Consider the following 14,177-nt stretch of genomic DNA (forward strand, 5'->3'; position numbering starts at 1 on the left):
ATGAGTGATTCATCTCCTTTATATGCAGCGATTGACTTAGGCTCGAATAGCTTTCATATGTTAGTCGTTACACATGTGCATGGAAGCATCCGAACGATGGCTAAAATCAAACGTAAAGTTCGATTAGCCGCCGGTTTGGACCAAAATAGCGCATTAAGTATGGACGCGATGCAAAGGGGGTGGGATTGTCTTGCATTATTTGCTGAGCGCTTACAAGACATTCCTCCACAGAATATTCGTATCGTAGGTACTGCGGCATTACGTGTCGCAACCAATATTGATGACTTCCTAGAAAAAGCCAATCTGATTCTTGGTCATGAGATTCAGGTTATCTCAGGTAAAGAAGAAGCAGCAACCATCTATCGTGGTGTTGCACATACTTCAGGAGGAAAAGGCAAACGCTTAGTCGTTGATATTGGTGGTGCAAGCACGGAACTTATTATCGGACAGGGCTTTGACGCTAAAGTACTTAACAGCCTATCTATGGGCTGCGTTACTTGGTTAGAGCAATTCTTTGCCGATCGTCAGTTAACTGCAAACAACTTTGAACAAGCTATCTTTGCGGCAAAACAAGTTCTCTCGCCTGTATTGCAACAATATAAAGACCTCGGCTGGGACATGTGTGTCGGTGCCAGCGGAACGGTACAAGCGTTGCAAGAGATAATGTTAGCCCAGGGAATGAATGAAGTAATTACCCACTCAAAGCTGAAGCGATTACAACAACAAGCTATGCGTGCCGATGTACTTGAAGAACTAGAGATTGAAGGGTTAACCTTAGAACGAGCTCTGGTGTTCCCTAGTGGCTTATCAATACTACTTGCGATATTTGAATCTCTTGAAATTGATGAAATGACTTTGGCCGGAGGAGCTCTTCGGGAAGGTATGGTTTATCAAATGGTGGATAACCTCCACCAACAAGATATTCGAGCGCGAACCATATCTAGCTTACAACAGCGCTTTCAATTAGATACGCGCTATGCAGGTCAAGTAAGTGAGGCGGCATTACAACTCGCGCAGCTGTCTGGAATAAAGCCTACGCTAGAGCCGGCTGCTATCGCTATATTAACAGCGGCCACTCAATTGCATGAAATAGGACTGACCATCGACTACAAAAAAGCAGGGGCACATAATGCGTACTTGCTTAATAGCTTAGATTTGCCCGGCTTTACTCGTGCGCAAAAGAATCTACTTGCTGAAATAACCTCTCGCTACAAAGAAACACTGTCGCACCTCCCTGAACAATTTGCAGTTAGTCAGCAAAGTGCTGAGAATATCTTACGCCTGCTTAGAATTTCCGTGCTCATTACTCACCGCAGAGATGCAAGCCTACAGCCTCATCTAGAGATAATAAGTCTAAATGGAGAACTCATTTTGATCTTAGATAAAGCTTGGTGTAAGTGTAACCCTCTGACAAAAGCTGAGCTTGAGATAGAAGCGCACCGACAAAGCGACATAGGTTGGCCACTATCCATTCGCTATCAATAATTAAATTATTAAACCCAGTACTGTTACTGGGTTTTTTTAGACTACAAGGACGTTAACAATGAGCATTATCTTGGAATGTATCCGCTGTGTTGGCAGAGGAGAAAGAGGTCGTAAGCCCCTAAGTTACGATCAAGCACTCACCGTCATGGATCAATTCCTCGACAACAAGATCGACGATGATCAAATGGCCATGTTGCTAATGTTAATCCGCGTTAACAACGAGACTCCAGCTGAAATAGCAGGTTTTACCACCGCACTGCGCCATCGGGTTCCACAGCTAAAAGCCGATATTGATTGGCCCTGCTATGCAGGCAAGAAGAGTAAGCTTACCACTGATGGACAACAGCAAAATCTACCTTGGTCTCTAATCGCCGCTTCTATTCTCGCTCGCCAAGGACGGAAAGTATTAATACATGGGCACCTAGATATCGACTCCCCTCGTATCCATACCAAAGACTTTTTGCATCATTTAAATATACGCACCGCAACGGATGCAACACATGCAAATAGCATTTTGCAGCAGGATAACATCGTCTATCTGCCACTTTCTAACTTCTCTCACAAAGCAGAGAAAATGCTAAATTGGAAAAAACGGTACGGGCTTCGCACTCCAATTAATACTGTAGTTCGAGGTCTAAATCCTGGTCGCGCTCCTTATGGTATCCGAGGGAGTTTCCATCCCGGATTCCAGGAGTTACACGCACATATCGAGGAAAAAATTGGCACAGAAAAATGCTCCGTAGTCTCATTCAAGGGTGTTTCCGGTGAGTCTGAATATAACCCTAAGGTAAGCCAAACGGTATGGACTCATGATGAACATGGTCTACGTTCGCATTACTGGCATGAGAGCTTTAACCCCAACCTCATAACACCGAAAGACTGCCCTCTAAAAACACCACCGCAAGACAAGGTGTTGATGGCAAACCATGTCGTATCCACACTATCCGTAGTTCTATTTAGCCAGCTAAAAGATAAGCACCTTGCAGACCAAGAAGCGCACCGATTATGGAGTGGCTACTGCTCCTAATTCCAATAAAAAAGGCCAACAATGTTGGCCTTTTCTCTATGCTTGCTTAATGCATGAATCTCCTTGGCTTGCGGTAGAAGTAAGCCTTGAGATTAAGTAATTAAGTAGCACTCCGTACATAGGAACAAACAATCCTAAGCTGATCACAAGCTTAAAGCTGTAATCCACTAACGCTATCTCTTGCCAATGTTGAGCCATAAAAGCATCGGGACTGCTGTAGAAAGCAATCGCAAAAAACGCCAGAGTATCCAGTGCGTTGCCAAATAGAGTTGAGCATGTAGGTGCGATCCACCACTGCTTCATCTGACGCAAGCGGTTAAAGACATGAACATCTAAGATCTGACCAAGCAAATACGCCATAAACGACGCTATCGCAATACGTGCTACAAACAGATTAAATTCAGCTAAATGCGCGAACCCTTGAAATGAGCCTTGATAGAAAAGTACCGAAAGTACATACGAAACTAACAATGATGGAATCATAACCAAGAAAATAATTCGTCTAGCTAATGAAGCACCAAAAATCCGTACCGTTAAATCTGTGGCTAAAAAGATAAACGGAAAAGTAAATGCTCCCCATGTGGTATGGAAACCAAATACTGTAAAGGGTAATTGCACCAGATAATTGCTAGACGCAATAATCAATAGGTGGAAAGAGGTGAGGATAAGCAGTGCTTTGCGCAATTGCGCAGGGGTAAAACGGTTCATTATGTACCTTTTTTATAGATGGGGGCGAGGGAACCCATTTGGCAGTCCGTACCCTAAGGTACATCTCCACCATTAATAATAGTAAAACCCGCTAAATAGCGGGCTCAGAATTATACATAAGCAGTAGTAGAGTGCAATATTAGGTTTTTACCTAGGTTTCATGTGAAACCTTAGCGCCGCAGAAGATGTACAATAAACTCAATCTCTTCTTTGCCTTGATTATTACCGAGAGACTCTAACCAAACACTCTCGCTATAATGCTCACCTTTGAGCATCAATCGGCATCCTTCAAAGTCGAGCAGCCAAGTATGTAAATCTGCATCTTGTTGTTTCTCTACAACCGTAGCGGATAACATATTAACCAAATGCGTAGCCAACCCTGGAAAACTATCATGATCAAATGGTGGGAAAGCTATCGTCAAACGCAGATCTTCTGCAAAATATTCCTGTAATTTAAAGTTATACATGGCCAGTAATATGCTCCTGAATCAGGTCTAAAAAGACATCGGCGTATTTATCAAGCTTGCGCTGCCCTACACCATTCACCGCTAACATTTCGCCATACGATGTTGGCAGAATATCAGCCATATCAATTAAAGTGGCATCGCTAAATACCACATATGGCGGCAAACCGGCCTCATCAGCTAGCTTTTTACGCAGATTGCGCAGTTTTGCAAATAGCTTTTTATCATAGTTTTTACTCAGGTTTTTATCTGGCTTAGCGCTAATGGTATCTAAACGAGGAACCGCCAGCTCTAACCCTACTTCACCACGTAAAATTGGCCTTGCTTCTGGAGTTAGCTGTAATGTTGAATTACGAGTAATATTCTGTGACAACAAGCCTTTATGTACTAGTTGTCGCATAATACTCACCCAATAATCATGGCTATGCTCTCGCCCTATTCCATAGGTAGATAACTTATCGTGTCCATTTTCACGAATACGAATATTCTGCATGCCACGCAACACCTCAGTTACATAGCCAATCCCAAAACCTTGCTTAACTCGATATACGCATGACAGTGCTTTTTGCGCCGCCTCAGTTGCATCAAAGCTCTTTGGTGGATCAATACACACATCGCAATTCCCGCACGCATGCTCTCGATACTCTCCAAAATAATGCAGTAAAACTTGGCGGCGACAGGTTTGGGCTTGAGCAAATGCGCTCATCGCATTCAGTTTATGAAGCTCTACCTGCTTTTGATGTTCATCCTCTTTCTCATCTAAAATACGGCGTAGCCAATTTATATCAGAGGGATCATAAAGAGTGAGTGCCTCTGCTGGCAAACCATCACGCCCAGCACGCCCAGTTTCTTGGTAATAAGACTCAATATTTCTTGGGATATCAAAATGCACAACAAATCGCACATTTGGTTTGTTGATTCCCATACCGAAAGCAACGGTTGCTACTACTATCTGAATATCATCTTTTTGAAAAGACTCTTGAACAAACGCTCTTTCATCAGCATCCATTCCAGCGTGGTACCCCATCGCTCTGTAATTCGCATTACACAGCTTCTCGGTTACCATCTCTACCTTCTTGCGACTACCGCAATAAATAATACCGCATTGCCCTTTTTGGGTCGCAAGATAGCGAATCACCTGAGAAACAGGTTTTGCTTTTTCAACTAGGCTATAGCGAATATTGGGACGATCAAAGCTTCCGACAAAGATAAGCGGATCGATAAGCTGTAGGCGTTCGTTGATATCTTGACGAGTCGTATCATCCGCTGTCGCTGTCAGTGCCATAAACGGAACCTGCGAAAACGCTCGTTTCAGCTTACCTAGTGATGAGTATTCTGGCCTAAAATCGTGCCCCCACTGGGAAATACAATGGGCTTCATCAATCGCGACAAGATTCACTTCAAGATGCTGCAAGCGATCTATAAAGTCATTCATCAAGGCTCGTTCGGGAGATACATAAATGATCTTAAGCGCCCCAGAGTTTAAGCGACTATAAACCGAAATTAGAGCTTCACGACTCATGCTTGAATTGACACATTCAGCGGCAACACCATTCGCTTTAAGCTGATCAACCTGGTCTTTCATCAGCGAAATTAGTGGCGAGATAACTACCCCAATACCGGGGGCTGTTAACATGGGCACTTGATAGCAAAGAGACTTACCACCACCGGTGGGCATAATGACCAATGAATCCTGCCCAGCTAAAGATGCATCAATAACTTCTTTTTGTCCCTCTCTAAATGACCCATAACCAAACACATCCTCTAACACTGTCTGAGGAGAATAAGTATTGGCAAGTTGTGAGGCTTGAGATGGCATTTAAGATGATGAACCTAATGGGCGAATGAGCCAGACATTGTAAAGGGGTTATTTGGTGTTGAAAACTCATTTTACTAGCTCAATTGCAACACCCTCTTTATACTCGCATTTTTGCATCTACAAATACCCTATCATGGACAATCAAACTCAGCACCGCACTCGACAAGGCGTTATTTTCGCCCTTGCTGCCTACACCATGTGGGGAATTGCCCCCATCTATTTTAAGATGCTATCCGCTGTACCAGCAGTTGAGATATTAATTCATCGTATTGTCTGGTCCTTCTTTCTGTTAGCGGGCTTGATTCACTTTGGGCAAGGGTGGCATAGCTTTCGAAGCGTATTAAAGGATAAGACCAAGAGCTTTTATCTGCTTATATCTTCAATATTGATTGGGGGGAATTGGCTGATATTCATTTGGGCTGTTAACTCGAATCACATGCTTGAAGCAAGCCTAGGTTATTACATTAACCCCATTATTAACGTCATACTCGGCATGGTATTTCTTAATGAACGGCTTCGTCCTGTACAATGGATAGCTGTTGCTCTGGCATTTGTTGGGGTCATAATAGAGCTCATCGCATTTGGATCTATCCCTTCGATCTCATTTGCTTTAGCTTGTAGTTTTGCAGGTTATGGCTTGCTTCGTAAGAAGGTTAACCTAGATGCTCAAACTGGCCTATTCATAGAAACCCTTGTGCTACTGCCGATTGCCATCACCTATTGGGGCTTTTTCACTCACAGTGAAACCTCTAATTTATTCCATAATTCATGGCACCTTAACGCTTTATTGATGCTAGCAGGTGCAGTCACCACAGCTCCTTTACTCTGCTTCACCGGCGCAGCCACTCGATTAAAACTCTCAACTCTTGGCTTTTTTCAATATATAGGCCCAAGCCTGATGTTTATCCTTGCTATTACCTTATATGGCGAACAGTTCAGTTTAAACAAAGCCAGCACCTTTATATTCATATGGGCAGCACTAATAGTATTCACTCTCGAAAGCGTGAAGTTCTCTAAGGACAATAGAAAATGAATGAATTTACCACCTTAGTTACTTTGGCAACGGTACACTTTGTTGCTCTTATGAGCCCAGGCCCAGACTTTGCGTTAGTGGTACAAAACTCAACTCGCCATGGCCGAGAGACTGGACTTGCGATCGCTTTCGGCCTGTCTACCGGTATCTTAATCCACTCTATACTGAGCTTAACGGGTATCAGTTATCTGGTGCATTCTAGCCCTGCACTGTTTTTTATCGTCGAAATACTGGGCGGTAGCTATTTATTGTATATCGGCCTCAGTGGTATTAAAGGGATACTTACCCGACTCAAGCAACCTACAGCATCGAGTACTACGCCCACTGAAAATAGAATTATCGGTAACAAAAAACAGGCATTCTTGCGCGGACTAACCACCAACCTTTTCAATCCTAAAGCCTTGGTTTTCTTTATTAGTCTAATGTCTAGCCTAGTACCCGCGACTATGTCTCTGCACGGGAAGCTAATCGCATTATTCATTCTATGGTCTCTTTCCTTGTTTTGGTTTTCTCTTTTGGCATGGGCGCTTTCCACACAGCGAGTACAGCAAAAGATACTTAACGCCAGTATCTATATCGACTCGATTTGCTGCTTTGTATTAACCCTAGTTGGTGGTGTCATCGTATTTGAGGCCCTGACCCTAATCTGGAAATAATTGAGCTTAGATTTGATTTTCTATCGCTTAGTGCCACGCTTTTTCAATCCATTGATAAAAGTGTGGTCTACTCATGTTCAAATATTTCACCTTGTTATGTAGCGGGTTCATACTCTCTTTCTCTGTATCCGCTAACCAAACTAGCGAAAAATTCTCACCAGAATCCTCCACTGGTTGGCAACCAAAAGGTCAAGTTACTAGCCGTGATTGGATGGTGACCGCCGCTCACCCTATAGCGACACAATATGCTGCCAATGTACTGAATAACGGTGGAAATGCGGCTGATGCCTTGGTCGTAGTACAGCTGGTATTAGGCCTTGTCGAACCACAATCTTCGGGAATTGGTGGCGGTGGGTTTATGTTGTATTGGGATAACCAAAAACAGCAACTTACCAGCTTTGACGCTCGCGAAACTGCCCCTAGAGCGATTAAGCCTAATCAGTTTTTGGATGAGAGTGGTGAGGCTCTCCCTTTCTATGATGTAGTGGTAAGTGGCATGTCAGTAGGGACTCCTGGCATCGTTAAACTGTTATGGGAGTTCCACCAGCAACACGGAAAACTAAAATGGCCACGCCTGATTGAACCTATAATCGAATTGGCAGAGCAAGGGTTTGAGATTAGCCCTCGATTAGCTAAGTTGATTGAAGGTGACAAACTTCGACTGGCGAACTATCCAGCGACTAAGTCCTATTTCCTCAACCCAAATGGCTCACCAAAAAGACAAGGTGAGGTATTAAAAAATCCACAATATGCAGAGACCCTAAAGCTTTTGGCCACCTATGGTGAAAATGCTTTTTATCAAGGGGATATTGCGGATAGCATCGTTAAAGCAGTCGCTAATCATCCCGTAAAACCGGGTACATTATCGACCCAAGATCTCTCTCAATATAGGGTTATAGAGCGCCCTCCAATATGTGTTGATTATCTCGAATATGAGGTTTGTGGTATGGGACCACCAAGCTCAGGGGGGGTTACAGTCGCACAAATAATGAAACTTACAGAGCCCCATCTAGGTAAGAAATTTGGTCCAGAGGATGCCACTAGCTATCAGATTATAGCCGACGCCACACGCCTCGCTTTTGCCGACCGTAATCTCTACGTTGCAGATTCAGACTACGTAGCAGTGCCTATCAACGGGCTAGTAAGCACTAACTATCTAAATAAGCGATCAGCACTAATTACACCGAATAAAAAACAAAAACAAACCGGGGCTGGTCAACCACCATGGTCTAAGCGGTTAGCCTATGCCAGCGACCAATCACTGAAACTCCCTTCGACGACTCATTTCAATATCATTGATAGTGATGGCAACGTTATTAGTATGACGAGTAGCATAGAGAACGTGTTTGGGTCACGTATTATGGTTAAGGGTTTCTTACTCAACAACCAACTGACTGACTTTTCATTTAAGCATCATCAGAATGGCAAATTGATTGCTAATCATATATCTCCCGGTAAACGACCTCGATCATCCATGTCCCCCACCATTGTACTGAGCCAAGGTAAGCCTTATCTTGCGATCGGCTCTCCTGGGGGGAGTTATATCATTGGCTATGTTGCACAAGCCTTAATTGCCCACCTAAATTGGAAAATGGAGCTAAGCGATACGTTGCAACTACCAAATATCTCAAATCGTTATGGTGTATTTGATATTGAGCAAGATACATCTGCATTGCGATTTGCCCCCCAATTCGAAAAATGGGGCTACAAAACCAACATTAGAGATCTCAACTCTGGCATACATGTCATAAAAATAGAGCATAATCTCACCGGAGCCGCCGATCCTCGTCGTGAAGGTACCGCAATTGGTCGAGATCAAATGGGTGGAGATTAGTGATCATTAACCATGTTTGTGAGATATATCTCACAAGCATGTAGGTAAACAGAGGCAATAACGATAAGCCATATCACAACAAATCTCATAAACCATTGATAATTAAGAGTTAACCGCACATCAAACATCCGTAACAAAGATTAATTTAACCGACATAGATTGTTTATAAATCAAGAGAACGTATTATTAACCCTGTCGGAAGGAAACTGACATAGGAAAGGAAAACCAAGGATTTGGTAATCTTCAGGATGAAGATACGGGCATTCAGGATGAATGGTCGGCAAGGAAAGCAAACTGGACATTGAATGGACTCAATAGTAACTAGGATGGTTACTAGCAAGGAACCGCAATGGACACCTCTAGGATGAGGAAGGAACTAACATCAGGATGATGTAAGGGACACCGCTCAAGGAACAAGTGAAGCGCGCTAACGAGGATTGTTGGCAGACCAGGATAAGGTCAATGGACACCGCTAGGATGGCGAGCAAAGGAATAAGCTGACGGATTACAGCACACTATCATGGAATTGATGCAGGGAGCACTTATTAGTAGCCGGATTGCTGCGAGTAAGACTATAACCCCGATGGGCCTCGGCCTATCGGGGTTTTTCTTTATGTAGTTTAACTTATGCCCCCAATTCTGCATTATTAGCACTGCATCATATTGCGACTGGGTTATTGGTTAATTCTTATGGCAGATAGCCGACCACGGTACATCAGAGACTTCTACACTCTCCAATATAGAAAACCCCAGTCTTCACTAGGGTTTAATCAAGCTATAACTTCTCAAGTTTTGCGTATTGAGTAACTAGCCACTTGATACCTTCACCGTTAAAGGCAACCTGAACCCGACTCTGAGCACCACTTCCTTCAAAATTAATAATAGTACCCTCGCCAAACTTAGGATGCTTAACCCGCTGCCCAAGGGTGTAGCCTGTTTCGTTAAAGTTCTCTTTTTTTACTGACTGGCTAAATCGTCCACTACTCATTGAACGACTTACTTGCGCTTTCATGCGAACCTCTTGCACACAAACTGGAGGCAACTCTTTGATAAAACGCGAAGGCTTATGGAACTTATCTTGTCCATAGAGTCGACGCATCTCAGCATAAGTCATATACAGTTTTTGCATTGCTCGTGTCATACCAACATAACAAAGACGGCGCTCTTCTTCTAAGCGTCCAGCATCCTCAACTGACATTTGGCTTGGAAACATGCCTTCCTCAACGCCAACCATAAACACCAAAGGAAACTCTAAGCCTTTTGCGCTATGTAGAGTCATTAGTTGTACCGCATCATCAAACTCATCAGCTTGCCCTTCACCCGACTCTAGGGCTGCATGGGTCAAGAATGCCGTCAGGTCACTCATTTCATCGGCTTCTTCAGGTTTATCGAATTGACGAGTTGCTGTTACCAGCTCTTCTAAGTTCTCTATCCTAGCCTGAGCTTTTTCACCCTTTTCTTGCTGATACATAACAAATAAGCCCGATGCTTTTATCACATGGTCCGTTTGCTTATGTAAATCCATTGAGGCCGTATCATCTTCTAGAGCATCGATCAGCTCCACAAAACGACTCAAGGCTCCTGCCGCTCTGCCAGCAAAAACTTTTTCCTCTAGTAATTGAGTACTGGTTTGCCACAATGTTGCCCCACGGTCTCTTGCTGCAAAACGAATTGTTTCAAGGGTTTTATCTCCAAGCCCTCGAGTTGGCGTATTCACCACTCGCTCAAATGCCGCATCATCATTGCGGTTACTCATTAATCGAAGATAACCAAGTGCGTCTTTGATCTCTTGGCGTTCGAAGAATCGCATACCACCATAAATACGATACGGTAGACCAGCTTGAATCAACGCCTCCTCAACCACACGAGATTGAGCATTGTTTCGATACAAGATTGCCGAATCAGTGAGAGCTCCACCTTCATCTTGCCACTCTTTAATCTTACTCACGACAAAGCGCGACTCATCCAGTTCATTGTAAGCAGAATAAATAGCGATAGGATCGCCTTCTTTCCCCTCAGTCCAAAGCTCTTTGCCCATGCGTTCCAAGTTATTGGAAATTAAATGGTTGGCTGCATTCAAGATATTCTTTGTAGAGCGATAGTTTTGCTCTAGACGTATTGTAGAAGCCTGTGAATACTCATTTAAAAATCGCTGTATATTCTCTATCTTAGCGCCACGCCAACCATAAATAGACTGGTCATCATCTCCAACTATCATGACGCGGGTTTCATTGCCGGTCATCATTCTCAACCAAGCATATTGAATGTTGTTGGTATCTTGAAATTCATCGACCAATATATGCTTAAAGCGTGCTTGATAATGTTCACGAATATGCTTTTTATCTCTTAATAGCTCATGGCAACGTAAAAGAATTTCAGCAAAATCGACTAAACCAGCTCTATCGCATGCCTCTTGATATACAGAGTAAATTCTAAGCCAGGTTTGGGTAACAGGGTCATGGTAGCTATCAATATGGGATGGTCGTAACCCTTCATCTTTTTTGCCATTAATCCACCATGACGCTTGTTTAGCTGGCCACTGTTTTTCATCTAGATTTTGAGCCTTAATCAAGCGGCGTAAAAGGCGAATCTGATCTTCAGAGTCCAGGATCTGGAAATCCTCTGGTAGTTTGGCATCCAAGTGATGAGCTCGAAGAATGCGGTGACAGATCCCATGGAATGTTCCATTCCACATACCGGATGCTGACCCTTGCATCAGATCTTCAATACGACCTCGCATCTCTGCTGCTGCTTTATTGGTAAAGGTTACCGACATAATAGAAAACGGTGATGCACTTTCTACCGCGATTAACCATGCAATACGATGAACCAAGACTCGTGTTTTACCACTACCAGCACCCGCCAGAACCAAAAGGTTACTCAAAGGAGCGGCAACCGCTTCTCGTTGCTTGTCATTTAAGCCATCTACTAACAGTGATGCATCCATCTTATCTACCCAACTAGCTACTGATCATTTATACATTAATTGAAAGTATACCTCTTTAAAGCCACTTGCACTAATGCTTCACTATTCAAACAGATCAAAAAACAAACCAATCATAAACAATCACTTAGCTAGAAAATGAATATTTTATTCATTTATTTGAAAGATTTTTCACAAAAACCGTCTCCTATTCAATAAGCAATCGCAACAGTTTGTTAACAACACTTGATGATTGTGAATTAAACAAGGATTACATTAGAGGACTTAATCATGAAAAAATCTAACCTTGCAGTTACAGCCGCTATTTCTAGTTTACTTGCGCTAGGTGGCACTATGCTCGCATCCGCTCCCGCGGTAGCCGCTGATAAAGAAAAATGCTACGGCGTTGCAAAAGCGGGTAGTAATGATTGCGCAACTAAAACCAGTTCGTGTGCCGGTACAGCAAAAGAAGATAACCAAAAAGATGCCTTCGTAGTTGTACCTAAAGGTCTGTGCGGTAAGTTAGCCGGTGGGAGTACAACCTCTGCTTAGTTCACTCTTCACCAAGTTGCAGGAGACTTCGGTCTCCTTTTTTTAAACTAACGATACTGGGCTCATCATGGATAGACTAAATCTCGCAGTGGGCGTTGGGTTGAGGCACCCTCACCTTGAGCACTTTGCCAATAAACAAGACCAACTTCCTTGGCTTGAGGTACATAGTGAGAACTTTTTCAATCCAGAGTCAATCGCAACCAAACAACTCCTTTCAATTCGAGAACATACCCCGATATCCTGCCATGGGATAGGATTATCGTTAGGTTCTGTCGCTCCTGTAAGTCAACCACACTTAAAACAACTCACACAGCTATTAGCTAGAGTTGAGCCAATATTTGTTTCAGACCATCTAAGTTGGAGTGAAAACGGTGGTGTTTATTATAATGACTTACTCCCTCTTCCATACACAGAAGAGGCACTAGACGTTTTTTGCAGGAATGTATTACTGGTTCAAGATGCCATTAAACGCCCACTTTTAATCGAAAACCCAAGCAGTTACTTACAGTTTAAACACTCCACGATTACTGAGTGGGAGTTTCTAAATGCTGTACAACAAAAGACTGACTGTAAGCTATTGCTGGATATCAACAATGTCTACGTATCCTCTAGCAATCATGGCTATGACCCCTACCACTACATAGATAGTTTTTCACATACTCACGTCGAAGAAATACACCTAGCGGGCTTTACCCACAAACAACTCCCTCAAGGTGACATATGGATTGATACCCATAGTTGCCCTGTAAGCGATGCAGTATGGAAACTATATGCCTATTGGTGTCAGCAATACGGCACTAGAGCGACACTTATTGAATGGGATAGCAACCTACCTGAAGTAGCCGTTCTTTTACAAGAAGCGGCTAAAGCATCCCATATACTCAATAGCATCGAACGCAATGCGCGAAGGAAAGTACTATGAATCTAGCGCAGCTACAAAACCACTTTTGTGATGCCTTGCGTTATCAAGGCGATGCGGATAGATGCAACATTGTTGAGGATCACTTCTCTAGTGAGTCGCGCATTCAAATATACAGAAATAATTTTATCTTTAGCTTATGTGATGTGCTCAAAGCGACCTACCGACATACCGTTTCTTTGGTCGGTCATGAGTGCTTTGAGCAACTGGCAAAAAGATACATTATTACAACGCCACCAATTAGCGGTGATGTGAATCGGTATGGTGATGAGTTTTGGTTGATATTCAGCCAGTTTAACGAAGTAGTTAAAGCTGCACCTTATTTAGAGGATGTCGCTCGATTAGAGTGGCAAGCAGAACAATTAGCCTTGCACTCTATAGCATCAGATTCAGATATTATTCCACTGTCGAGATTGCATGCGATAACAGAGAACCAGCAACAAGATATTCAATTATGCCCTCACAATAACCTACATAGTTATTGTTCGTCCTTTGCTATCTTTGACTTACTACAAGCGATTGAAAACGATGACTTTAGCCAAGTTGATATATACCGGCCTCAACAAGGCGTAATTGCCGTTTCAACAACTGGTCGCTACTACACACACCCTCTTAGCCTTGCAGCCGTTAAATTGCTTATCAAGATTGAGATGCGCGAAACACTGACACAAATTGAACCACAGTTACTTGACGCATTGCTTGAGCTTACCCAAGCGAACATTTTGGCAGGCTTTAAAATCAAAACCTTAACCTAGGA

Annotated in this window: 12 protein-coding genes; 8 read left to right on the plus strand and 4 right to left on the minus strand. The window is 43.1% G+C overall.

Translation table 11 applies throughout. The features are described from left to right. Both gppA and OCU28_RS11460 read left to right on the plus strand, forming a co-directional pair. A complete protein-coding gene (gene gppA / locus OCU28_RS11455) occupies nt 1-1,485 on the plus strand; it encodes a guanosine-5'-triphosphate,3'-diphosphate diphosphatase (protein WP_261816277.1) in 1,485 nt (494 codons plus the stop codon). Nucleotides 1,486-1,543: 58 nt separating this feature from the next. Continuing rightward, nucleotides 1,544-2,512, plus strand: a complete 969-nt coding sequence (locus OCU28_RS11460; protein WP_261816278.1) for a glycosyl transferase family protein — start codon at nt 1,544-1,546, stop codon at nt 2,510-2,512. Between the two features lie 36 nt (nt 2,513-2,548). Here the strand turns inward: OCU28_RS11460 and OCU28_RS11465 are convergent, their stop codons facing one another. The 3 genes from OCU28_RS11465 to recQ form a co-directional block, all read right to left on the minus strand. Next, nucleotides 2,549-3,220, minus strand: a complete 672-nt coding sequence (locus OCU28_RS11465; RefSeq protein ID WP_261816279.1) for a 7-cyano-7-deazaguanine/7-aminomethyl-7-deazaguanine transporter — start codon at nt 3,218-3,220, stop codon at nt 2,549-2,551. A gap of 170 nt (nt 3,221-3,390) precedes the next feature. Further along, nucleotides 3,391-3,687 (minus strand): DUF3630 family protein, encoded by a 297-nt coding sequence (locus OCU28_RS11470; protein WP_261816280.1) that lies wholly within the window; start codon nt 3,685-3,687, stop codon nt 3,391-3,393. Continuing rightward, nucleotides 3,680-5,503, minus strand: a complete 1,824-nt coding sequence (recQ, locus tag OCU28_RS11475) for an ATP-dependent DNA helicase RecQ (protein ID WP_261816281.1) — start codon at nt 5,501-5,503, stop codon at nt 3,680-3,682. The genes OCU28_RS11470 and recQ overlap by 8 nt, the downstream gene beginning before the upstream one ends. Nucleotides 5,504-5,636: 133 nt before the next feature. On the opposite strand from recQ, the gene rarD reads away from it, so the two are divergent. The 3 genes from rarD to ggt all read left to right on the plus strand — a co-directional run bounded on the left by rarD (nt 5,637) and on the right by ggt (nt 9,026). Then, nucleotides 5,637-6,536 carry an EamA family transporter RarD gene (gene rarD / locus OCU28_RS11480; protein WP_261816282.1) on the plus strand — a complete coding sequence of 300 codons (900 nt, stop codon included), beginning with the start codon at nt 5,637-5,639 and terminating at the stop codon, nt 6,534-6,536. Next, nucleotides 6,533-7,192, plus strand: a complete 660-nt coding sequence (locus OCU28_RS11485; RefSeq protein ID WP_261816283.1) for a LysE family translocator — start codon at nt 6,533-6,535, stop codon at nt 7,190-7,192. The genes rarD and OCU28_RS11485 overlap by 4 nt, the downstream gene beginning before the upstream one ends. Nucleotides 7,193-7,265: 73 nt before the next feature. After that, nucleotides 7,266-9,026 (plus strand): gamma-glutamyltransferase, encoded by a 1,761-nt coding sequence (gene ggt, locus OCU28_RS11490; protein WP_261816284.1) that lies wholly within the window; start codon nt 7,266-7,268, stop codon nt 9,024-9,026. A gap of 775 nt (nt 9,027-9,801) precedes the next feature. Here ggt and uvrD read toward each other — a convergent pair. Beyond that, nucleotides 9,802-11,973, minus strand: a complete 2,172-nt coding sequence (uvrD, locus tag OCU28_RS11495) for a DNA helicase II (RefSeq protein ID WP_261816285.1) — start codon at nt 11,971-11,973, stop codon at nt 9,802-9,804. A gap of 267 nt (nt 11,974-12,240) precedes the next feature. Here uvrD and OCU28_RS11500 point away from each other — a divergent pair, with 267 nt between their 5' ends. The 3 genes from OCU28_RS11500 (at nt 12,241) to OCU28_RS11510 (ending at nt 14,175) form a co-directional block, all read left to right on the plus strand. Continuing rightward, complete coding sequence (locus OCU28_RS11500; RefSeq protein ID WP_261816286.1) at nt 12,241-12,501, plus strand: BufA1 family periplasmic bufferin-type metallophore; 261 nt, start codon at nt 12,241-12,243, stop codon at nt 12,499-12,501. A gap of 67 nt (nt 12,502-12,568) precedes the next feature. After that, on the plus strand, nt 12,569-13,423 hold the full coding sequence (bufB, locus tag OCU28_RS11505; RefSeq protein WP_261816287.1) for an MNIO family bufferin maturase: 855 nt from the start codon (nt 12,569-12,571) through the stop codon (nt 13,421-13,423). Beyond that, nucleotides 13,420-14,175 (plus strand): HvfC/BufC N-terminal domain-containing protein, encoded by a 756-nt coding sequence (locus OCU28_RS11510; RefSeq protein WP_261816288.1) that lies wholly within the window; start codon nt 13,420-13,422, stop codon nt 14,173-14,175. The genes bufB and OCU28_RS11510 overlap by 4 nt, the downstream gene beginning before the upstream one ends. The last annotated feature ends 2 nt before the right edge of the window (nt 14,176-14,177 follow it).

The sequence above is a fragment of the Vibrio gallicus genome, from assembly GCF_024346875.1.
GTDB lineage: Bacteria > Pseudomonadota > Gammaproteobacteria > Enterobacterales > Vibrionaceae > Vibrio > Vibrio gallicus.